The organism is Campylobacter sp. CCS1377, assembly GCF_040008265.1.
Classification (GTDB): domain Bacteria; phylum Campylobacterota; class Campylobacteria; order Campylobacterales; family Campylobacteraceae; genus Campylobacter_D.
In genome coordinates this window covers 437,213-461,033 of record NZ_CP155620.1, presented here as the reverse complement: position 1 = coordinate 461,033, position 23,821 = coordinate 437,213, and the positions used below count along the sequence as shown (strand labels likewise).

Annotated in this window: 19 protein-coding genes and 2 pseudogenes; 20 read left to right on the top strand and 1 reads right to left on the bottom strand. The window is 30.8% G+C overall.

Going from position 1 to position 23,821, the window contains the following annotated elements:
- Positions 1-13: 13 nt before the first annotated feature.
- The 20 genes and pseudogenes from pseI (at position 14) to AAH949_RS02240 (ending at position 21,013) form a co-directional block, all read left to right on the top strand.
- Positions 14-1,045 carry a pseudaminic acid synthase gene (gene pseI / locus AAH949_RS02335; RefSeq protein ID WP_348518867.1) on the top strand — a complete coding sequence of 344 codons (1,032 nt, stop codon included), beginning with the start codon at positions 14-16 and terminating at the stop codon, positions 1,043-1,045.
- Positions 1,042-2,010, top strand: a complete 969-nt coding sequence (legB, locus tag AAH949_RS02330; protein WP_348518866.1) for a 4,6-dehydratase LegB — start codon at positions 1,042-1,044, stop codon at positions 2,008-2,010. Before pseI ends, legB begins: the two co-directional genes overlap by 4 nt.
- Positions 2,003-3,145, top strand: a complete 1,143-nt coding sequence (locus AAH949_RS02325) for a LegC family aminotransferase (protein WP_348518865.1) — start codon at positions 2,003-2,005, stop codon at positions 3,143-3,145. Before legB ends, AAH949_RS02325 begins: the two co-directional genes overlap by 8 nt.
- The gene (locus AAH949_RS02320) at positions 3,145-3,762 is read left to right on the top strand and encodes an acetyltransferase (protein WP_348518864.1); all 618 of its coding nucleotides are present in this window, start codon (positions 3,145-3,147) and stop codon (positions 3,760-3,762) included. Before AAH949_RS02325 ends, AAH949_RS02320 begins: the two co-directional genes overlap by 1 nt.
- Positions 3,759-4,379, top strand: a complete 621-nt coding sequence (locus AAH949_RS02315; RefSeq protein WP_348518863.1) for a NeuD/PglB/VioB family sugar acetyltransferase — start codon at positions 3,759-3,761, stop codon at positions 4,377-4,379. The genes AAH949_RS02320 and AAH949_RS02315 overlap by 4 nt, the downstream gene beginning before the upstream one ends.
- Positions 4,376-5,128: a 3-hydroxyacyl-CoA dehydrogenase NAD-binding domain-containing protein gene (locus AAH949_RS02310; RefSeq protein ID WP_348518862.1), complete on the top strand. Its 753-nt coding sequence runs from the start codon at positions 4,376-4,378 to the stop codon at positions 5,126-5,128. Before AAH949_RS02315 ends, AAH949_RS02310 begins: the two co-directional genes overlap by 4 nt.
- Before the next feature lie 12 nt (positions 5,129-5,140).
- Positions 5,141-5,860, top strand: a complete 720-nt coding sequence (locus AAH949_RS02305) for a class I SAM-dependent methyltransferase (protein ID WP_134238525.1) — start codon at positions 5,141-5,143, stop codon at positions 5,858-5,860.
- Positions 5,861-6,148: 288 nt separating this feature from the next.
- Positions 6,149-6,868: a class I SAM-dependent methyltransferase gene (locus tag AAH949_RS02300; protein WP_348518861.1), complete on the top strand. Its 720-nt coding sequence runs from the start codon at positions 6,149-6,151 to the stop codon at positions 6,866-6,868.
- Positions 6,865-7,830: a hypothetical protein gene (locus tag AAH949_RS02295; RefSeq protein WP_348518860.1), complete on the top strand. Its 966-nt coding sequence runs from the start codon at positions 6,865-6,867 to the stop codon at positions 7,828-7,830. The genes AAH949_RS02300 and AAH949_RS02295 overlap by 4 nt, the downstream gene beginning before the upstream one ends.
- Positions 7,831-7,870: 40 nt before the next feature.
- Positions 7,871-8,994 (top strand): annotated as a pseudogene (locus AAH949_RS02290) (N-acetyl sugar amidotransferase).
- Between the two features lie 10 nt (positions 8,995-9,004).
- Positions 9,005-9,684 (top strand): annotated as a pseudogene (locus AAH949_RS02285) (class I SAM-dependent methyltransferase).
- A gap of 38 nt (positions 9,685-9,722) precedes the next feature.
- A complete protein-coding gene (gene neuB / locus AAH949_RS02280; RefSeq protein WP_348518859.1) occupies positions 9,723-10,727 on the top strand; it encodes an N-acetylneuraminate synthase in 1,005 nt (334 codons plus the stop codon).
- Positions 10,720-11,877, top strand: a complete 1,158-nt coding sequence (gene neuC, locus AAH949_RS02275; RefSeq protein ID WP_348518858.1) for a UDP-N-acetylglucosamine 2-epimerase — start codon at positions 10,720-10,722, stop codon at positions 11,875-11,877. The genes neuB and neuC overlap by 8 nt, the downstream gene beginning before the upstream one ends.
- Before the next feature lie 3 nt (positions 11,878-11,880).
- On the top strand, positions 11,881-12,915 hold the full coding sequence (locus AAH949_RS02270; RefSeq protein ID WP_348518857.1) for a nucleotidyltransferase family protein: 1,035 nt from the start codon (positions 11,881-11,883) through the stop codon (positions 12,913-12,915).
- The gene (locus tag AAH949_RS02265) at positions 12,912-13,817 is read left to right on the top strand and encodes a gfo/Idh/MocA family oxidoreductase (RefSeq protein ID WP_348518856.1); all 906 of its coding nucleotides are present in this window, start codon (positions 12,912-12,914) and stop codon (positions 13,815-13,817) included. The genes AAH949_RS02270 and AAH949_RS02265 overlap by 4 nt, the downstream gene beginning before the upstream one ends.
- Entirely contained in the window at positions 13,810-14,517 is a 708-nt protein-coding gene (locus AAH949_RS02260) for a flagellar modification protein B (protein WP_348518855.1), read from the top strand. The genes AAH949_RS02265 and AAH949_RS02260 overlap by 8 nt, the downstream gene beginning before the upstream one ends.
- Complete coding sequence (locus AAH949_RS02255; RefSeq protein ID WP_348518854.1) at positions 14,517-15,287, top strand: oxidoreductase; 771 nt, start codon at positions 14,517-14,519, stop codon at positions 15,285-15,287. The genes AAH949_RS02260 and AAH949_RS02255 overlap by 1 nt, the downstream gene beginning before the upstream one ends.
- Positions 15,287-17,140: a motility associated factor glycosyltransferase family protein gene (locus tag AAH949_RS02250; protein ID WP_348518853.1), complete on the top strand. Its 1,854-nt coding sequence runs from the start codon at positions 15,287-15,289 to the stop codon at positions 17,138-17,140. Before AAH949_RS02255 ends, AAH949_RS02250 begins: the two co-directional genes overlap by 1 nt.
- 9 nt (positions 17,141-17,149) lie before the next feature.
- Complete coding sequence (locus tag AAH949_RS02245; RefSeq protein ID WP_348518852.1) at positions 17,150-19,099, top strand: motility associated factor glycosyltransferase family protein; 1,950 nt, start codon at positions 17,150-17,152, stop codon at positions 19,097-19,099.
- A complete protein-coding gene (locus tag AAH949_RS02240) occupies positions 19,100-21,013 on the top strand; it encodes a 6-hydroxymethylpterin diphosphokinase MptE-like protein (protein WP_348518851.1) in 1,914 nt (637 codons plus the stop codon). It abuts the gene before it with no gap.
- 824 nt (positions 21,014-21,837) lie between these two features.
- Here AAH949_RS02240 and AAH949_RS02235 read toward each other — a convergent pair.
- A complete protein-coding gene (locus AAH949_RS02235; protein WP_348518850.1) occupies positions 21,838-23,736 on the bottom strand; it encodes a flagellin in 1,899 nt (632 codons plus the stop codon).
- Positions 23,737-23,821 lie beyond the last annotated feature (85 nt).

The window sequence follows — 23,821 nt, the reverse complement described above, 5'->3', positions numbered from 1 at the left end:
AAAGGCTATTTTAATGTTAATAAGAAATTTTGATACAAATGAAAAAGTTTTTATAATAGCAGAACTTAGTGCAAATCACGCAGGAAGTCTTGATACGGCGATAGAAACAATAAAAGCAGCTAAAAAAGCTGGTGCAGATGCGATAAAAATTCAAACCTACACCCCAGATAGTTTAACACTAAATTGCGATAAAGATGATTTTATCATCAAAGGTGGACTTTGGGATAAGCGTAAATTTTATGAGCTTTATGAAAAAGCCAGAACACCTTATGAATGGCATTCTCAAATTTTTGAAGCCGCACAAGATGTTGGAATACTTTGTTTTTCAAGCCCATTTGCAAAAGAAGATGTGGAATTTTTAAAACGCTTTGATATGTGTGCTTATAAAATTGCCTCTTTTGAAGCCAATGATGAAAACTTCGTTCGTTTAATCGCTAAGGAAAATAAACCTACTATCATTTCAACCGGCATTGCTACCGAAGAAGAACTTTTTAAAATATGTGAGATTTTCAAAGAAGTTAAAAATCCTAATCTAATCTTTCTAAAATGCACTTCAGCTTATCCGGCAAAAATTTCTGATATGAATTTAAAAGGTATAGTGAGTTTAAGAGAAAAATTTAATGTTGAAGTAGGTTTAAGCGATCATAGTTTTGGATATTTAGCTCCTGTTATGGCAGTGGCTTTAGGAGCTAGAGTGATAGAAAAGCATTTTATACTTGATAAAAATATAAAAAGTGAAGATAGTAAATTTAGCCTTGATTTTGATGAATTTAAGGCCATGGTTGAAGCAGTAAGAGAAGCTGAAAGTGCTTTGGGAGATGGTAATTTAAGTTTAGATGACAAAAGTCTTAAAAACCGTGCTTTTGCGAGAAGTTTGTATGCAAGCAAAGATATTAAAAAAGGCGAAATTTTTAGCGAAGAAAATGTAAAATCTGTGCGTCCTTCTTTTGGACTTCATCCTAAATTTTATAAAGAAATTCTAGGCAAAAGTGCCACTAAGAATATAGAATTTGGCACGGCTTTAAAAGAAGAGGATTTTAAATGAATGTTTTAGTCACAGGAGCAGATGGCTTCATAGGTTCGCATCTTTGCGAAAGTTTGGTTAAAAAAGACTATCAAGTAAGGGCTTTAAGCCAGTATAATTCTTTTAATTTTTGGGGACATTTGGAAAAAAGTCCTTATTTAAAAGATATGGAAATTATAAGCGGAGATTTAAGAGATAGTTTTTTTTGCGAAAAAATCACTAAAGGAATGGATGCTATTTTTCATCTTGGAGCCTTAATTGCCATTCCTTATTCTTACGAAGCACCACAAAGCTATGTGGATACTAATGTAAAAGGCACCTTAAATATGCTTGAAGCTGCTAGAAAAAATGAAATTTCACATTTTATCCACACTTCTACAAGTGAAGTTTATGGTACAGCCTCTTATGTGCCTATTGACGAAAAACACCCTTTGCAACCTCAAAGCCCTTATTCTGCTAGTAAAATCGCAGCGGATATGATGGCGCTTAGCTACTATAATTCTTTTAATTTAAATGTAAATATTGCACGCCCTTTTAATACTTATGGCCCAAGACAGAGCGCAAGGGCCATTATACCCACTATCATCACACAAATTTTAAGCGGAGCAAAAGAATTAAAACTTGGGGATTTAAGTCCGACAAGAGATTTAAATTTCGTCCTTGATACTTGCGAGGGCTTTATCTCACTTTTAAATTTAAATCATTTTGGAGAAGTTTATAATATAGGCTCAGGGATTGAATATTCCATGCAAGAAGCGCTTGATCTTATACAAAAAATTCTAAACTCAAATGTAAAAATCATTCAAGATGAAAAAAGATTGCGTCCAAAAAATAGCGAAGTTTTTAGATTATGCTGCGATTCAAGCAAACTTAAAGCCGCGACCAATTGGCAAAGCAAAATAAGTCTTGAAGAAGGTTTGAGGCAAAGTATAGAATATTTTAGAGAAAATTTAGCAAATTATAAAAGTGAAATTTACAATGTTTGAAAAAGAAATTGCTTTTATTAAGAAGCTTTTTGATAAAGAAAAAATTGCCTTGCATGAACCTTGTTTTATAGGCAATGAAAAAAAATATTTAATAGAATGCATTGATAGCGGTTTTGTTTCAAGCGTGGGTGAATTTGTAACGCGTTTTGAAGAAGCTTTAAAGCAAAAAACAAAAGCTAAATTTGTTATCGCTACAAACACAGGCACTGCGGCGCTTCATATCGCTTTACTTGCTAATGATATCAATGAAAATTGCGAAATCATCACGCAAAGTATTAGTTTTATAGCAACAGCAAATGCTATTGCTTATACAGGCGCTAAGCCCATTTTTTTAGATATTGATGAAGAAACCTTGAGTCTAAGTCCTAAAGCCTTACAAGATTTTTTGGAAAATCATACTTATCAAAAAAATGGCTTTACCTACAACAAAACCACGCACAAACACATCAAAGCTTGCGTTGTAATGCATACTTTTGGGCTTAGTGCAGACATAGAAAAGCTTTGTAAAATTTGCAAAAATTATAATATTATTTTAATCGAAGATGCAGCAGAAGCCTTAGGAAGTACTTATAAAAACAAGGCCTTAGGCACTTTTGGCAAATGTGGAATTTTAAGTTTTAATGGCAATAAAATCATCACAGGCGGAAGCGGTGGGGCGATTTTGTGCGATGATGAAAATTTAGCTAAAATCGCAAAACATTTAAGTACAACTGCCAAAATACCTCATCCTTACGAATACGATCACGATGAAATAGGCTATAATTACAGACTTTGCAACATAAATGCTGCAATTTTACTTGCCGGACTTGAAAAATTGGATTTTTTCTTAGAAAATAAAAGAGAATTAGCACAAATTTATAAAGATTTTTTTGCAAGCCATAAAGCTTGTAAATTCATAGATGAAAGCAAAAATTCAAAAAGTAATTTTTGGCTTAACACTTTGTGTTTTAAAAATGAGAATTTAAGAAATATTTTTTTGCAAGAGTGTTTGGAAAATAATATTTTCGTGCGTCCAGTATGGAAAAGTTTGCCAAGCCTTAAACCTTTTAAAGCTTGTCAAAAAGATGAACTTTTGGTGACTAAAAATTTGGAAAAATGCTTAGTGAATTTACCTAGTAGTGTAAGGGTGAAATAATGAAAGAAAAAATCATACTCATTGGTGCAGGTGGACACGCAAATTCTTGCATTGATGTGATAGAACTTGAAAATAAATTTAAGATTGCAGGTTTTGTGGTTAATGATGCCACACAAAAGTCTTTTAAATATCCTATTTTAGGTTGTGATGATGATTTGAAAAATCTTTTTAAGCATTATAAGTTTGCCTTCATTGCCATAGGGCAAATTAAAAACGCATACAAAAGAATGCAAATTTATGAAAAATTAAAAAGCATAGGTTTTAAGCTTCCTACCATCGTATCACCCCTAGCCTATGTTTCACCTTATGCTTTTGTTGATGAGGCAAGTATTATAATGCATCAAGCCCTAGTCAATGTCAATGCAAAGATTGGCAAAGCTTGCATTATTAATTCTAAGGCACTCATAGAGCACGATAGCACGGTGCAAGATTTTTGTCATATTTCCACTGCTGCGGTAGTCAATGGAGAATGTTTTGTGAAAAAAGGTAGTTTTTTGGGTTCTAACACTCATTTAAAACACACTCAAATTTTAGAAGAAAGAAGCATTTTTTATAATAAACTCTCTATTATGGGGGGGGGAATTAGCATTTTTACTTCTTTTAGGAGAAGTGCATGAAAAAGCTTATTATAGTTGGAAGTGGAGGTTTTGCAAAAGAAATTTACTCTTATCTTCAAGGTGAAAATTGCGAAATTTTAGGCTATATCGACATCAAAGAAAATGAATTTTATAATTTAGCTTATTTGGGAAATGAAGATAATTTTGACGATAAATTCATCTTTCAAGCCGAATTTATCATTGCTATAGGACAAATAAAAATCAGAAACACTATCATCAAAAAACTTTCTCTAAAATCTTGCTCTTTTTTCACATTCATTCACCCCAGTGCTTTTGTGGCAAAAGACGCTAAAATAGGCAAAGGAAGTATCATTTGTCCTTTTGCTTTTGTGGGTGCAAATTCTTTGATGGGTGAATTTGTAATTTGTAATATTTATTCTAGCATTGCGCATGATTGTCAAGTGGGAAACGGCAGTATTTTAAGCCCTTATGCAACACTTAATGGAAATGCAAAAATAGGAAAAAACTGCTTTGTAAGTACAAGATCAAGCATTTTATCTAATGTAATACTGGCAGATGATTGCACCGTAAGCGCTCACACTGTTTTATCAAAATCATATGAAGAAAAACAACTTATCTTTTCAAAAACTCTCATTAAAACAAGGAAAAAACAATGAAAGAAATTAGCATTTTAGGTTTTGGAAATATGGGAAAGCAAATTACTGCTTTGTTTTATTTAATGGGCTATGAAGTTAAAATTTATAATAAAAGCCCTATTTGTATCCAAGATTGCGATAAATTCATTAAAATTTTGTCAAAAAAACTTGATTTTTCAGCCTTTGAAAAAGGTTCAATGCAAGTCATTAAAGAACTTGATAAAATCACCCGTTGCATTGTCGTAGAAAGTTTAGAAGAAAATTTAGAATTAAAACTTCACTATATCACACAACTCAAACAAAACCACAATCAAATTTTTTCAAATTCTAGCTCTTTTAGTGTAAAAGATTTAGATTGCGCTTTGCTCCACTTTTTTAATCCCATTTTTATTCCCTTAGTAGAATACTCACATGATAATATTTTGCTTAAAGATTTAGAAAAAATAGGATTTTACCTCTTGCACTCAAAAACAAATCGTGGTGCTTTAGGAAATTTACTTCTTTTTCGTGAAATTTCAACCTTTTTTAAAATGATAGAAGTGTGGAATTATCCATATGAAGACTGTCAAAAAATTTATGATTTACTTTATGATAAAAGAAATATTTTTAATATCATTGATACTATTGGCATAGAACTTTGTGATATAATTTGTCAAAATATCAAAGAACAAGATCCAAGTTTTTATCATCCAAAAATTTTTAAAAAAGCTTTATCTTGTGGTATTTTAGGCAAAAAAAATAAAACAAGATTAGCAACTCTTTTTAATTAAAAAGGTAAATCAATGAAAAAATTTATAAGCAACGAAGAAATTTCAAAAAATATCGGCAGTAATGAAGAAATCTGGGAAAATATTTTTTCCAACAAAGAATGGGGTAAATACCCTAGCGAAAACTTAATAAGATTTATCGCAAGGAATTTTTATAATGCTAAAAATAGAAATGAAATTCATATCTTAGAACTAGGACTTGGTACAGGAGCTAATTTATGGTTTTGTGCAAGAGAAGGTTTTAGGGTAAGTGGGATTGAGTGGAGTAAAACGGGGGTAGAGAGATTTAAAAAGCGTTTAGATGATGAAAATTTAAGCATACAAATTGATGAAATATTAACCGGCGATTATGAAGTGAAATTAGATGAATTTAAAGATGAGAGTTTTGATGCGTGGATAGATAGCTATTCTTTAGCTTATAATGATTTTAAAAAAACTAAAACCATTGTAGAAAAAGCCGTGTCAAAGCTAAAAAGTGGAGGTAAATTTTTCTCTATAACCCCTAGTTTTAATAACGAAGGCTTTGAACAAAATGAAAGTTTAGGCTATCATCTTTGCAAACCAACTCTTGGCAGTGATGCATTTACAGGTGTTATAAGGTATTGTGATGAGAAGGATTTAAAAGAGCTTTATAATGGCAAAAATTATAAAATCACCGACATTAAAATCGCCCGTTTTGCAAGTTTAGAGAAAAATCTTAACGAGCTTTATATTATTGAAGGGCAAAAATTATAAATCATACAAAATGTGCTTTTAAAACAATTTTTAGAAGAAAGAAGGCAAAAATATAAAAACGGATTTTATCATTGTACTTAAGTGAGTTTTTCTAAAAATTTAAATCATATCAAAGAAAGCACCTTAAGTGGGGAGCGGACAATATATTTATGATGGAAATTCTTTTTTAGTCGATAAAAATCAAATCATTAACACTAAACAAGATAAATATAAAGAAGTTTTAGAATTTAATTAAAGGATAAAAATGAAAAATCAAATTTTAAATAATAGAATGGGATAAACCAAAATATGAATAGTGCAAATTTATGGAATGAAATTTTTACTAACAAAGAATGGGGTAAATACCCTAGCGAAAACTTAATAAGATTTATCGCAAGGAATTTTTATAATGCTAAAAATAGAAATGAAATTCATATCTTAGAACTAGGACTTGGTACAGGAGCTAATTTATGGTTTTGTGCAAGAGAAGGTTTTAGGGTAAGTGGGATTGAGTGGAGTAAAACGGGGGTAGAGAGATTTAAAAAGCGTTTAGATGATGAAAATTTAAGCATACAAATTGATGAAATATTAACCGGCGATTATGAAGTGAAATTAGATGAATTTAAAGATGAGAGTTTTGATTGTATTATCGATAGCTGTTCGCTTTGTTGTAATGATTTTAACAAGACAAAACGCATTTTTGATAAGGCTATTTCAAAGCTTAAAATAGGCGGTAAGTTTTATTCTAGCACTATAGCAAAAGGTATCGTGGGCTATGATGAGAGTAAAGATAATTTTCAACTTCCAAATGGTGGAATTTATACTCATGTAGGAATGATACGATTTTCAAATAAAGAAGATATTGCAAAACTTTATAAAAATAATAATTTTACTCAAACAAGTCTTAAAATTCAAAGCATAGAAGATGAAACAGGCTTGATTGATAGGCTTTTTATCGTAGAAGGTGAAAAAATCAACCCTAAAGCTACTGGGGGGGGGGATCTACAAATTACGAGGCTTGGAAAATGAACAAAACAAGCCTTGCAGAATTTCTAAAGCAAAATCCCAAACTCCAAACTCATTTTAAAGATGATATTTATTTTCAAAATTTTTATGCTAAGCTTTATGGCGAAGTTTTTGAATTTGAATTTAAAAAAGATAATTTTTATTTTAAAACCATAGCAATAAAAGAAAAAATTCCAAATACCTCATTTTATGATTTACAAAGTCCCTATGGATACAGTGGATTTTATAGTAACACTAACGATCTAACTTTTTTAAAACAAGCCTTAGAAAAACTAAAAGAAAAGGCTTTAAAAGAAAATATCATCGCATTTTTTATCCGCTTTCACCCTTTTGATTTTATCTGCACTACGCTAAAACCGCAACTTCATTTTTTCACCAAAAATAAAAGCATTATCGTCGTAGCCACACACGAAGAACTTCAAAATATAAGATTGCATTACAGCCCACGCATTAGATCTTATGTAAAAAAAGCACGGAAAGAACTTAAGATTGAATTTTGCACCCAAAATGAAGCCACAGCCTTTAAACAACTTTATGATAAAACAATGCAAAGAAACAATGCTAATGATTTTTATTTTTTCAACCAAGATTATTTTGAAAAACTTTTTTCTTTTAAAGAAAGTTTAATCATAAAAGCAAGTTTAAATGGAGAAATTCTTGCTTATGCTTCTTTTCTCTTGTGTCAAAATTTAGCCTATTATCATCTAAGTGCAAATAAATTAAAAGCTAACGCAAATGCTGCACTTTTAGATTTTTTCTTTGAATATGCTCATCAAAAAGGAATTCATTTTTGTCTTTTAGGTGGCGGAGTAAAAGATGATGATACGCTTTTTAAATTTAAAGAAAAATTTTCAAACATCCATGCTGATTTTAACATAGGTGGAATAATTTTTAATGAACAAATTTACAACTCATTATGCCAAAATCACCACAATAATACTTTCCTAAAATACCGTTTTAATTAATTTTAGCTATACTTTGCAATACTTCATAAAAAAGGAAAAAATGATTTATTGCGAACACTGCGTGATGCCAAACACTCGCCCTGGCATTAAATTTTTCAAAGATGAGAATGGCAAAAACATTTGCTCAGCTTGTATAAATCACAAAAACAAAGAAAAGATTGATTACAGGGCAAGATTTAAGGAGCTTGAAATACTATGCGATAAATACCGCAGAATGAATGGCAAATTTGAATACGATTGTGCTATAGCAGTAAGCGGGGGAAAAGACTCACATCTCCAAGTGCATATCATGAAAGAAAAATTAGGTATGAATCCTGTGCTTTTTAGCGTAGAAGATAATTTCACCATGACAGAAGCTGGCAAGAAAAATTTAAGGAATTTAAGCGAAACTTTTGGTTGTCATCTAATCACGCTAAAGCCAGATATTAAGACTCAAAAGAAAGTGATGTTAAAAACCTTTGAAAAATACGGCAAACCTACTTGGTTTATTGATAGACTTATTTATAGCTTTCCTTTTGGCATGGCTTTGAAATTTAACACTCCTTTGCTTGTTTATGGCGAAAATGTCAGTTATGAGTATGGGGGGGGGATGGTGATAAAGAGACCCCTAGTGCAAAAGCTATTTTTGAAAACGGCGTAGCAAGTGATTTAGATATTAGTGAATTTATCGATGATGAAATAAAAGAAGAAAATCTTCAACTCTTTTTTAATCCTCAAAAAGACGATCTTAACCAACTCGACCCAATTTATCTTAGTTATTTTGTAAAATGGAATTCTTATGCAAATTATATCTTTGCCAAAAGTCGTGGATTTAATGATTTAGAAGGTGAATGGGATAGAAGCCATTGTGCAGAAAATTTTGATCAAATTGACAGCATAGGATATATTTTACATGCTTGGATGAAATACCCAAAATTTGGCCATGCAATGGCAAGTGATTACGCATCTCGTTTTGTAAGATATGGCCTTATTAGCAGAGAAGAAGCAATAAAAATCATTCAGCAAAAAGATCACAAACTCGATAATAAATGCATAGAAGACTTTTGTCAATTTACAGGCATTAGTAGGGAAAAATTCTGGAAGATCGTTGAAAAACACTATAATCTTGATCTTTTTTATAAAAATGAATTCAATGAATTTAAACTTAAAAACAAATTAAAATAAAGGAAGAACGATGCGAGACTCACTCAAAACTTACACTCAAAAATACGATGAAAATGGTTATGGACTTTTATATCCTGATTCTCATGTAATACGATTTTATGAAAGAATTTTAAAATACAAACTTGGCATTACAAGCGGAAATTTGCTTGATTTTGGTTGCGGAAATGGAGTGCATTCTAGGTATTTTTTAAGTAAAGGTTTTAAACCTTTTGGTGTGGATATTGTGCCAAGTTTGCAAAAAAATTGGGATGAAAAGATTAAAACTCTGGGGGGGGGTATTGTAAAATCATAGAACCAAACTCAAGTATCAAAGGGCTTTTTGATGAAAAAATGGATATTATTTTTGCTAATCAAAGCCTTTATTATATCCCTAAAACAAAGCTTAAACAAAATATCTTAGAATTTTATGAAATTTTAAATCAAAATGGCATACTTTTTGCTACGATGATGAGCGAGAAAAATTATTATTTTAAAAATAGCGAAAAAGAAAATGAAAATGGATTACGCAAAGTGAGTATAAAAGGTCGTTTAAATGAAACAACTTATATACATTTTGTTAAAAATACCGATGAGCTAACAGAGCTTTTTAAGCCTTTTGAAACTCTATTTTTAGGTGATTATGATCCTATTAATTTTTATAATTTTGAAGGCTCAGCCCATCATTATATTTATATTGGCATAAAAAAATAAATTTTTTGCTCTTTTTGAGGCAAAACAAAGGCGGAAAAATGAAAAAAACTTTAATCATAGCCGAAGCTGGAGTTAATCATAATGGGGATTTAAATTTAGCCAAAAAGTTAATAGAAATCGCTGCAGAGTCTGGGGCTGATTTTGTAAAATTCCAAAGCTTTAAAAGTGAACTTTGTGTAAGTAAAAATGCCAAAAAAGCAGCTTATCAGCTAAAAACCACCGACAAAGATGAAAGTCAGCTTGAAATGATTAAAAAATTAGAGCTTGATTTAAACGCACATAAAATTTTAATTTCTCATGCTAAAAAATGTGGTATTGCTTTTCTTTCTACGCCTTTTGATTTAGAAAGTATTGATCTTTTAGATGATTTAGGACTTGAAATTTTTAAAATTCCAAGCGGAGAAATCACCAATTTGCCTTATCTTAAAAAAATCGCAAAATTAAATAAAAAAATCATTCTCTCAACTGGAATGGCAAATTTAGGTGAAGTGGAAAATACATTAGAAATCTTAGTTAAAAATGGCACAAAAAGATCAAATATCACCTTACTTCATTGCACTACAGAATATCCAGCACCCTTTGATGAAGTCAATCTTAAAGCCATACAAACTTTAAAAAATGCTTTTAATTTAAGCGTGGGATATTCAGATCATACCAAAGGCATACATATTTCTTTAGCAGCGGTAGCTTTAGGTGCGTGCGTGATAGAAAAGCATTTTACAATTGATAAAAATATGATTGGACCTGATCATAAAGCGTCTTTAGAGCCAAATGAGCTAAAAGAGCTCTGCGTTAAAATCAGAGAAATAGAAAGTGCAATGGGCGATGGCATAAAAAGAGCGAGTAAAAGTGAAAAGAAAAATATCAAAATTGCTAGAAAAAGCTTAGTGGCTAAGAGAAAAATCAAAAAAGGCGAGATTTTTAGCGAAGAAAATCTTACCACCAAACGCCCAGCCAGTGGCATAAGTGCGATGAAATATGATGAGTATTTAGGCAAAAAGGCTAATAAGAATTACGAAGAAGATGAGCTAATCGATGAGTAAAAGAAAAATTTGCGTAGTAAGTGCAACAAGGGCTGAATGGTATCTTTTAAGGAATTTATGTAAAGAAATAGAAAATGATGAAGATTTAGAACTTCAAATCATCATTACAGGAGCACATTTAAGTGTTGAGTTTGGACTAACTTACAAAGAAATAGAAAAGGAATTTAAAATAGCTAAAAAAATCTCCATTTTACTCGCAAGTGATGATAAGATAAGTCTTTGCAAGGCTATGGGATTAGCAAATATTAGTTTTTGCGAGGCATTTGATGCATTAAAGCCTGATATTGTAGTTATTTTAGGTGATCGTTACGAAATGCTAAGCGTGGCTAGTGTGTGTCTTATGATGAATATTCCTATCGCACATCTTTGTGGTGGGGAGCTAACTTTAGGTGCGATTGATGATAGTATAAGGCATAGCATTTCTAAAATGGCACATTTGCACTTTGTAAGCACCAAAACTTATAAAAACCGCCTTTTGCAACTTGGTGAAGAAGAAGATCGTGTGTTTAATGTAGGTGCTTTGGCAGGTCCTATCATAAAAAATATCAATTTTTTAGATAAAAAAGAGCTTGAAAATGCTTTAAATTTTGAGTTAAAACAAAATATTTATTTAATCACCTATCATCCTGTAACGCTAAATTTAGAAAATACTCAAAAAGAAATTAAAAGCTTATTAGAAAATTTAGATAAACTTAAAAATGCTAGTTTGATTTTTACTAAGGCAAATGCCGATGAAAATGGACTTTTAATCAATGAAATTTTAAAAGCTTATTGTGAAAAAAATCTTAGCAAAGCTAAGCTTTTTGATAATCTTGGTTCGCAAAAGTATTTAAGCTTGATGAAAATAGCTAAAGCTATGATAGGAAATTCTTCAAGTGGAATTTATGAAAGTGTGTTTTTTAAAACCCCATGTATTAATATAGGCGATCGTCAAAAGGGGCGTTTGAGAACAAAAAATATCATTGATTGCACTATGCAAGACTTGGATAAAGCTTTAAAAAAACTTGAAGGCAAAGATTTTAAAGAGTGTTTAAAAAATTTAGAAAATCCTTATGAAAGTAAAAAAAATCCAAATAAAATCATAAAAGACACCTTAAAAAAAGCAAATTTAGATACAATTTTACAAAAGAATTTCATTGACTTAAGGTAAATTTTGGATATAAATAAACTCAAGCTTACTCCAAATTCTAGTATAGAAGAAGCTTTAAAAATCGTAGGACTTGAACGTGTTCGCCTTGGCATCATCGTGGATAAAAATGATAAATTCTTAGGTGTAATTAGTGATTCAAATATAAGAAAAGCCTTGATAAATGGTAAGAATTTAAAGGATAAAATCAAAGATATTTATACCAAAAATCCTATCACTATAAAAGAAAATACTGGCAAAAATGAGCTTTTAAAACTAAGCGCAAAGACAGATATTTACGATTTTCCTGTGTTAAATGAAAAGGGTAAAATAATCTCTATAAAGTCCATTTCATCGCTACTAGCGCGAAAAATAAATCCAAATTTTATCGTGATAATGGCAGGTGGGCTTGGAAGTCGCTTAAAAGAGCTTACAAAAGATACCCCAAAACCCATGCTAAAGGTTGGGAAAAAACCTATTTTAGAAAATATCGTGCGAAAATTAAAGGAGCAAAATTTTGAAAATTTCATTTTTTGTGTAAATTATAAAAAGCAAGTCATAGAAGAATATTTTAAAAAAGGTAAAGAATTTGGCATAAAAATTTCTTACATCAAAGAACGCAAAAAACTAGGTACTGCAGGAGCTTTAAGTTTGATAGGGAGGGGGCAATTACAAGAAAGTTTTGTTGTCATGAATGCAGACATTTTAACCGAGCTTGATTTTAATGAACTTTTAAGGGCACATAAAGCTTCAAACGCCTTAATGAGTGTATGTGTAAGAGAATTTGAACAACAAATTCCTTTTGGAGTGATAGAGCAAAATGAGGGCTTTATTACAAATATCACAGAAAAACCGGTGCAAAAATTCTTAGTTAGTGCTGGAATTTATGTGTGTGAGAAAGAAATTTTAGAACTTTTAGAAAAAAATGTCTACCTTGATATGCCTGAACTCATTAAACTTGCCATGCAAAAAGGTAAGGTAAATACTTATTTAATTAATGATTATTGGATTGATATTGGAAGGCTTGATGAGTTTTTAAAAGCTAATGAGGATTTTAAATGAAAGCTTTAATTATAGGCTTTGGAAGCATTGGAAAAAAGCATTTTTTAGCCTTAAATGAACTAGGATTTTTAGTAGATATTGTGTCAAAAAGCTATAAATTTAGTATTTATGAAGGAAAAAATTTCACGCTTTTTAAAGACTTAAACGAAGTAAATTTAAAAGAATATGATTTATTTATCATTGCAAATATCACCACAGATCATTTTAAAACGCTTGAAATTTTGGATAAAAATATAAAAGAAAAAACCATACTCGTGGAAAAACCTTTATTTGAAAAAGATATTAACTTTTTTCCTAGCAAAAACAATAAAATTTACATTGCTTATCTTTTGAGATTTAATCCTTTGATTAAAGATTTAAAAAACTTAATAGATATAAATGAAATTTATTTTGCTAAATTTGTTTGTAATTCTTATTTGCCAAATTGGCGAAAAATCGATTACAGACAAAATTATAGTGCCAAAAAAGAGCTTGGCGGTGGGGTAATGCTTGATTTATCTCATGAAATTGACTTGGCTTTTTATTTTTTTAAAGATTTAAATTTAGAATTTGGACAAAATTTAAAAATTTCAGAGCTTGAAATAAATAGTGATGATTTTACTTTTTTAGCCCTAAATTCAAAAAAAGCTAAAATTCACATCGAGCTTGATTATTTTTCAAAATTAAATCAAAGAAAAATTCTTTTTCATAGCAAAGAAAAAACCATAGAAACCGATTTAATTCATAATAAATTAAATATTTATGATAAATTTAATAATATTAAAAGTAAAACTTATGAAAGCAATACTTTTAAAACCTTGCAAAATATGTATAAAGCAATTTTAAAAGATGATGAGAATTTATGCACCTTAGAAGAAGCAAGAAAGATTTTAAAACTATGCGATGAGGCAAGAAATGGGTGAAATTTTATGCACGATTTGTGCAAGAGGCGGAAGTAAGGGCGTTAAAAACAAAAATATACGCAAAATCAATAATCTTGAAATGATAGCTTATAGTATTATCCAAGCTAAAAATTCAAAGCTTTTTAAACATATCGTTATCAGCACCGATAGTGATGAAATCGCCGAAGTTGCAAGGAAATATGGCGGAGAAGTTTTTTTTAAAAGAGAAGCACACTTAGCAAGTGATAGCGCGGCAAAAGTGCCTGTAATGCGTGATGCATTGCTAAGAAGTGAAGAGTATTTTAAATGCAAATTTGACACTCTAATCGATCTTGACGCATCCGCTCCGCTTAGATCAAGTGCTGATATAAAAAATGCTTATAATCAGTTTTGTAAAAATAACAATGATAATCTAATCACCGCCGTTCCTGCTAGACGCAATCCTTATTTTAATTTAATTGAAGTGCAAAATGAAAAAGTTATAAAATCTAAGCAAGGAAATTTCACCACACGCCAAAGTGCGCCAAAGTGCTACGATATGAATGCGAGTATTTATATCTTTAAAAGAGATTTTTTGCTTAAAAATGATGGCATTTTTGGAGAAAAAACAGGACTTTTTGTAATGGATGAAAGCACGGCTTTTGATATAGATAGTGAGCTTGATTTTAAAATAGTTGAGTTTTTAATTAAAGAAAAAAATTTAGAGCCAAAGGATTTTTAATGCTAGAAAATAAAATCATATTTGTAGCAGGAGCTTGTGGGCGTATAGGAAAAGCTCTTTGTAAAAAGATACTTCAAAGTGGCGGTGCGCCAATTTTAGCTGATATCAATGAAAATAATTTAAAAAATTTAGCTAATGAACTTGAAAATGAATTCAAAAAAGAACTTTTAAGTCTTAAACTCGACATCACTTCTAAAGAAAGCTTAAATTCATGCATTGATGAAGCTTTTAAAAAATACACCAAAATTGATGCTTTTGTAAATTCTAGCTATCCTGTGGGAAAGGATTGGGGTAAAATAGCTTATTATGAAGCTAGTTTTGAGCAAATTTGCGAAAGTTTAAATTTGCATTTAGGCGGTTTTATCTTAGCTTCACAAGAATTTGTGAAATTTTTTAAAAAGCAAGGTTATGGAAATATCATCAATCTTAGCTCCATTATGGGAGTTTTTGCACCTAAATTTGAAAATTATGAAAACACCACTATGCAAAGCTCTTTAGAATACAGCGTGATAAAAGCAGGGATTAATCATCTTGGCGTTTGGCTTGCAAAAGAATTATTTAATACAAATATCAGAGTAAATACTTTAGCAAGCGGTGGAATTTTAGACAATCAACCTGCGAATTTTTTAGAAAAATACCGCAAATGTTGTGCGAGCAAAGGAATGCTAGAAGCAGCAGATATTTGTGGAACTTTAATATTTTTACTTAGTGATGAGAGTAAATTTATCACAGGGCAAACTATAGTCGTTGCTGATGGCTGGGGGCTTTGATGGATAAAGAACTTTTTTTAAAAAACACTCAAGCGCTTTTTGAAGTCGATCAAATTTTAGCCTATGAATTAAGAAAAATCAAACAATGCTTTAGCTTTACATTGCAAGGAAATAGTCTAGAAAATCTTAACATTATCCATCTACCAAGCAAAGAAGGTGTTTATAAAAATTCTTACAAAGAATTGGGCGGGAATTTAAGTTTTTTTAAAACACAATACTCTAAATATCCTACTTTGTTTTTTTATGGCTTTGGTAGCGGTGCGCTTTATAAATCCTTACTTGCAAACCAAAATCACAAGCAAATTATTGTCTTTGAAAGTGAACTTGAAATTTTATATTTGGCTTTTCATTTGTTTGATTTTAGCAAAGATATTAAAAATGAAAGATTGATTCTTTTTTATACCCCCAATTTAAATATCGCTCAGCTAAATGCTTTATTAAATCACAAAAAAGTAAAATACAGCATTAAAACTTATGATTTTCATATCCATAGTGAATTTTATCTGACGCATTATAAAAATATCATTCAAAATCTCAACCAAAGCCTTATAGATATCATTAAATTTATAGTTTTAAGTCACGGAAATGATCCTAAGGACTCGCACATTGGTATCGAGCATACTTTAAAAAATTTAAAAGCCTTGATTTTTGGCGGAGTTTTTCAACACTTTTTAAAACACAACCGTGCAAAATCAAAAAACGCCATCATCGTTTCAACCGGTCCAAGCCTTACAAAACAACTCCCACTTTTAAAAGAATATGCAAATAAAGCTACGATTTTTTGTGCGGATTCTTCTTATCCTATCTTAGCAAAAGCAGGAATAAAACCTGATTATGTTTTAAGCCTTGAAAGACTTGCATTAACGAGTGAATTTTTTAATAATGATTTTGGTGAATTTGATAAGGATATTTTATTTTTAATCACTTCAGTAGCTCATGAAAATACTCTAAAATATCTTGAAAAAAACCACAGAAATTATATGCTGATATTAAGACCTTTGCTTTTCTCTTCACTTTTAAAATTAGATGATTTTGGTTATCTTGGCGTAGGAATGAGCGTTGCAAATATGGCTTATGAATTAGCTGCGGCTTTAAGGCATGAAAATATTATTTTAATCGGACAAGATTTAGCCTATGATGATTTAGGACATTCTCATCCAAAAGATCATATTTATGGCGAACAAGGCGATGAGATACGCGGAGAAATCTACACTATAGCTTATGGTGGCGAAAGAAAGGTAAGAACTCAGCTTTCTTGGCAACTCTTCAGACAAAGTTTTGAAAAAGATATACTTTTTGTTAAAGAAAAATTAAAAATTACCACTTATAATTGCACTGAAGGTGGAGCAAGAATAGAAGGAAGTATAGAAAAGCCTTTCAAGGAAATTTGCGAAAATTTATTAAATACAAATTTAAACAAGCCTTTTAAAAATGATTTTCGCTTAAATTCTAAAGAAGCGCAAAAAATTTACGAAAAAACCAAAAAACACCTTCTTAATCAAGTCAAAACAAGCAAAGAACTTATAGAAGAAATGAAAAACAAGCTTAATGTCTTACAAAGCATTTTAAATGAGACGGAATCAAATTTAGATTTTAAAAAGCTTAAAAAAATAGAACTTGATTTTCAAACCCTAGCCACCAAAATGAAAAGTTATGGACTAATGAGTGAACTTTTACAAGCCCTAGTTTTTCATCAAGAATGTGATCTTTTAAAACTCAAAGTAAAGCCTTGTAAAAATCAAGAAGAAGAAAAGGAGCAGATTTTGCTTTGTTTAAAACATTATCATGAAAAATTCAATGAATTCATTTTATATATGCAAATTCAAAATGAACTCATAGAAAAATATATTTAAAGGAAAAATATGGCTTTCACAGAAGAACAAAAAAAGTATTATAAAAAAAACTTCAACGCCTTAGCCGATACACTTATTCTTAAACAAGATCTTGCAAAGCTTTCTAAAAGTAAAAAATTTAAAATCATACAAGGTCAAGATCCACTTGATGTTAATCTCATAAACACCTACACTCGCAAAAAAATTTATAGCGATCCTTTAATGGAATTAAATTCCTTACTTGCAACCTATAATGAAAAATATGCTTTATATCCTATACTTTATTTTTATGGTTTGGGCAATGGTGTGCTTTATAAGGCTCTTTGTCAAAATCCAAAATTACAGCACATCATCATCTTTGAAAGCGATATAGAACTCATTTTTACAAGCTTACATTTAATCGACTTATCTAGTGAAATCAAAGATAGAAAAATTAACATCATATCACCAAAAAATAACAGACAACAAATTCTTTCAATCTTTTATAATCAACCTTTTTTAAATTTTGTAAGAGTATATTTTTTAGAACTTCATAGCGATTATTATGAGAGTGAACACGATGAGATTATAAAGCTAAATAAAGATATATATCACACCATTAAAGAAGCAGTATGTGCACATGGAAATGATCCAAAAGATGCTTTACAAGGTATAGAACAATTTGTTTATAATCTACCAAAAATGCTTACTCATCCCAATGCTAAAGAGTTGGTTAATACAAGAAAAGAACTTGGCAAAAATGCTATCATCGTTTCAACCGGTCCAAGCCTTACAAAACAACTCCCACTTTTAAAAGAATATGCAAATAAAGCCACTATTTTTTGTGCGGATTCTTCTTATCCTATCTTAGCAAAAGCAGGAATAAAACCTGATTATGTAATGATGCTTGAAAGAACACATGTAACAGCTGAATTTTTTAATCACGATTTTGGTGATTTTGATAAGGATATTATTTTTATTACTACCGCCTTAGTGCATCCAAAAGCTATTGAGTATTTAGAAAAATATAATAGAACTTATATTTTAATCGAGAAATTCCTTGGTTTTGAAAGCTATATGGAATTTCATTCTTTTGGTTATTTGATGATGGTTTCAAGTGTTGCACATATGGCTTATGAGTTAGCTATGGCTTTAAGATGCGAAAACATCATCTTCATAGGACAAGACTTAGCCTATGCAAAAGATGGCTGCTCTCACCCAAAAGACTATCAAAATTCATCAACTTATGAAACAAATATGTATGAACATATTACAACCAAAGCTTACGGCGGGGAAGGTGAAGTCGAAACTCATTTTATATGGAATATGTTTCGCACCATTTTAGAAAAGCACATTCTTGGCACTCCAAAAACTACTAAAATTTATAATTGCACTGAAGGTGGAGCAAGAATAGAAGGAACCATAGAAAAGCCCTTTAAAGAAATTTGTGAAAATTTGTTAAATGTGGATTTAAATAAACCATTTCCAAGTCTTAAATTTCCAAACCAAAATAAGCAAAATGAAAGAATGTTAAAAGCTTATTACAAAATTCAAAAAAGCATTAAAAACTGCGATAAATTAGAGCTTTTTGTCTTAGAAAAACAACAAAATATCCTAAAAAAGATCAACCAAGAAGAATTTAAAAATTTAAGCTATGAAAACAAAGAACTTGCTGGGAGTGTCATTGAAGATATTGATGTGCTAAAAAGTGAAATAGAAAAAATTCATACTATTTATGGAGATTTAAATGAAATTTTACAACCCTTATACCATCAATTTGAGCTAAATTTAGCAAAAATTTATGTTTTAAACCCACTCACAGAAGAAGATTGGGTCAACAAAACCTTATTTTGGATCAAAGAGCATTTAGACTGGATCATTTATGTTTTAATACACCTTAAAGCGCAAAAAGAAGCTTTGCAAAACAATGTCTCGCCTTTGGAAAATGAACTTTTGCAAAGAAATTTTGGAAATTTACTTAATAAAATCAAAAGGAATTAAATGATGAAAACAACAGATATTTTTGAAAAAAATCTCCTTTCTCTTTGCGGAAAAGAATACGAAAGCTTAGTTAAAAAACTTAAAAAAATCAAAGAAAGCAAAAAATTTTTCCCACTTCTTGATGCTAAAGATCCACTGAATTTAAATATTATAGAAAAATCTACTAAGGAAAAAATTTATCAAAATCCCTTAAAAGAGCTAGAAAGCAAAATCACTTTCATTCAAGAAAAATACCTTAAATACCCTGTTTTATTTTTCTATGGCATAGGTAATGGCTTTTTATATAAAGCCTTATTGCAAAACCCAAATTTCAAACGCATTATTGTTTTCGAAAAAGAAATTGAACTCATTTTTCTTGCTTTAAATTTAGCCGATTTCACTCAAGAACTGGTTAAAGGAAGATTGATCATTATTTTAAGTAGCGAAATGAATGACGCCAAAGCAAGCTCTTTGTTTTCTTTACCTGAGTTAAATTTACTGTTTAGGTCTTATTTTTTAGATTTGCATTCAGATTTTTATGAAAAATACTCAAAAGATATTATTAAAATCAACAATATTAATAAAAATATTATCATTCATTCATCTTTAAAACAAGGCAATGATCCAAAAGATGCTTTACAAGGCGTGGATCAATTTGTAAGACACATACCTTATATGATCACCCATCCAACCCTTAACGAACTCATAAAAAAAAGATACAAAAAGGCAAAAACTGCTATCATTGTAGCCACAGGTCCAAGCCTTCAAAAACAAATTCCACTTCTTAAAAAATATCATAAAAAAGCCAGCATTTTTTGCCTTGATGCATCTTATTCTATCTTACACGAAAATGATATCAAACCTGATTATGTTTTAAGCCTTGAAAGAGTAATAGCAACAAGCGAATTTTTTAATAACAATTTTGGTGAATTTGACAAGGATATATTATTTATCCTTTTAGCACTTACTCATCCACAAACCATTAAATATCTAGAATCAAACAAAAGATCTTATATACTTACACCAAGAGCCTTACCTTTCTCGCAAAATATGAAACATTTAAAAGCTTTCTCTTCGCTAAATGGAATGAGCGTGGCACATATGGCCTTAATCTTGGCCTATCGTTTAGGGCATGAAAATGTGATTTTAATCGGACAAGATTTAGCTTTTGGAAAAGATGGTGCTTCGCATTCAAAAGGCTATGGTAGAGGTGAAGAACTTGCCAAAAAAGAAACACAAGCCTTACCACAAACCAAAGTAAAGGCTTATGGGGGCAAGGGTTTAGTCAAAACGACAAAAATTTGGGAGCTTTTCATTAGGGTTTTTGAAACCTTAACTACAACCATCAACGCACAAAAAATTTGCACTATTTATAACGCTACTGAAGGTGGGGCAAGGATAGGTGGAACTATAGAAAAACCTTTTAAGGAACTTTGCGATGATTTATTGGATAAAGATCTTAAAAAACCTTTAACGAAAGTAAAAAAACTAAGTAAAGAAGATCAAAATGCCCTACTTTTAAAATCTTACAAACAAATCAAAACTTTCATATCAAGAAGTGAAAAAATCGCAAAAGATCTTAGAAAGACTGGAAAGCAAATTAGAAATTTAACCAAAGACATTAAGCAAAAATACAAATTTGAACAAATCAGCCAAAATATCGATGAAATCAAAACCAAGCTCGCAAGTAGTAATTACGCTTATTTAGCTGAAGTTTTAGGACCAAGCGTTTATCATGCAGAAAGCTCTTTAGGGGAACTTTACTTGCAAAATATGAGTAATGAAAGCGATAGGCAGAATAAGCTCATCGCTTGGATTTATGCACATGAGGCGTGGATTGATGAAGTGCATAATTTAATCGTCTTGCAAAACGGTGTTTTAAAAAGCGCCATCATACCTTTAAGAGATATGGTAGAAAAAAGAAATTTAGTTTAAAAATTTAAAGAGCTTTAAGACTCTTTAAAACTTTTCAAATTTTCAAAAAACCAAGTCCTAAACTCTTTCTAAAACAATTTTTTATATAATTTCCAAGCTTTAAGGATAACCGACTGAAGACTTTGAATAAAGTTGAAAGGAGGTTGAGATGGTAGAAGTAACGATTTTTATGATTACTTTGATTGTCCTTGTTTTAGTCATCAAGAACTAAAACAAGAAAACTAATTTTTAAAACATTTAGAACATTTTAAAAAAACCCTGCTTAGTTTGTCCTTAAAGTCATAAAGTCTTCATAAATAGCAGGGTGAAGACTTGGAAATTACTTTGCTTTAAATTCAATACAAAATTAAAAATTCTAATCTTTTCCTAAAACAATTTTTTATATAATTTTCAAGCTTTAAGGATAACCGACTGAAGACTTTGAATAAAGTTGAAAGGAGGTTGAGATGATTGAGATTATTGCCTTCGTGATAGTTTTAGTTGTCCTCATTTTAGCAGTTAAACACTAAAATGAGAACTAATAATTAAAAAACTCTTTGTTATTTTAGATTAGCCCTGCTTAGTTTGTCCTTAAAGTCATAAAGTCTTCATAAATAGCAGGGTGAAGACTTCAAAATTTAAATTTCTTTATTTCTTTTCTTTATTTTTATTTCTTTATGCCTTCTTTATTCATTTTATTTCTTTTGAAAAATTCAAATTTCTTTACAAACATACAGTATAAATTCATCAAAAACATTAAATAAATCTATTAAATAAAAAAGCTCCGTATGGAAATTCCACACGAAGCTTAAAGTTTAGTTTTGTAAAAAGATTAAGATAAATTACTACTGTAATAATCTTAATACATTTTGTTGAGAAGCATTAGCTTGAGCTAGTGCATAAGATCCACTTTGAGCTAAGATATTTGCTTTAGAGTAATTTGCACTCTCACTTGCAAAGTCTACATCTCTGATGGTTGATTCAGCTGATTTAACATTAACTTGAGTTACGGTAATGTTATTGATAGTTGCTGAAATTTGATTTTGTATAGAACCAAGATCTGCTCTAATGGTATCAAGATTTGTGATAGCAGTTTCTGCTACATCCATTACAGCCATAGCACCTTTCAAAGTTGTTACACCTGCGGTTTGTTCTGTTCCTATGTTTTCAGCTCTTGTTTCGCCACTTAAAATTCCAAGTCCTGCACCCCAACCAGATACTGTACTAACTACTATAAGCTTATCACCGTGATCCTTAGACATAGCTACCGAAAAAGACATTCCGGCATTTCCACTTGTGGCATACATTACAGAGAAAGATGCCATTGATAAAGCTGAATTAATATGACTAAATCCAAAGGTAGAATTTCCAGAACCTCCTGAAATTTTCATAATTGCAGAAATACCAGTAGCAAAATCACTATGATTTGGACCCAAGTCAATTACTTGACCTATCATATCCAAATGACTAATTCCAGAAATAGTAAATGCACTGAAGCCACTACCAGCACTGTGTAATAAAGATTTTTCATTACTTAAACCTGTTCCATCAAGTACCGTCATAGAACTAACGCCAATTCTGATACTACCTACACGGTTACTTGAGTTAAATCCCATAGCATCAGCGATTTCTTGAGAAATTTGTCCTTTAGTATCTCTTAAGGATACTGATTGTTGAGAAACAAGTTTTTCATTTTCAAAACCAAAGCCAGTCCCAGAGATAGCTATATCTCTACCATCGTTTTTAATTAGCGAAAGACGACCATAGTTTTCATACATATTTGCAGCTATACCAGAACCAGCACCGATACTACCTTCAATTTTAATACCCCTACCTTCTCTTGAAGTAAGAACAAGTTGTCCGTTTTCATTTAAAGCTGCTTCAACGCCCGTAGTGTCTTTAACTGCATTGATAGATGCAACCAGTGAGCCATTTTTATCACCTGATTCATAATCAATTTTGCCAATTTTTACACCATTGATGGAGAAATTATCACTTGTAGAGCCTTTAAGAACAGCCGCTCCACCCACAGTTTGCACATTAAAACTAGCTCTAACACCTGTTCTATCAGCCACACGGTTAATCTCTTCAGCCAAAGCTCCAAGTCCAGTTCCAACAGAAGTTGAAATCACTACATCTTGGAATTTAAAATCATCTATACCATTGTAGTTTTTGATAGTCATAGAAGCAATGCCTGATTGCATAACATTAGCTCCTGTTTCAAATCTTGTTACACCAATTTTACTTGATTGAGTAGCTCCGATTGAAGCTTTAATGCTTTGATTTGATTGTGCGCCGATTTGGAATTCTTGATTGATAAAACCACCACTTAGAAGTTGTTTGCCGTTAAAAGAAGTAGTATTAGCAATGTTATCAAGCTCTTCCATCAAACGATTGATATCAGCTTGAAGCATATTTCTTGTTTTAGCACTTTGTCCATCTTGTGCTGCTTGAGTTGCTTTAACTTTGATGGTATCTAAGATTTTTAACTGCTCATCCATAGCTTTATCAGCAGTTTGTAAGATACTTGCTGCATCATTACCATTGTTAATCGCTTGTCCTAAAGTAGAAGCTTGAGTTCTTAAACTGTCTGCGATAGCCATACCTGACGCATCATCTGCTGCAGAGTTGATTCGAAGACCAGAACTAAGTCTTGCCAAAGATTGATCTAAACTTTTGCTGTTTAAATCAGCATTTGCCTTAGCATTAAGTGCTGCCACATTAGTGTTGATACGAAATCCCATTTTAAATCCTTTTAAATGAATTCAACCGCTTCCTTGCGATTGTTAAAAGCAATATCGTTAAGATAAAAAAATAATTTATAGTTTT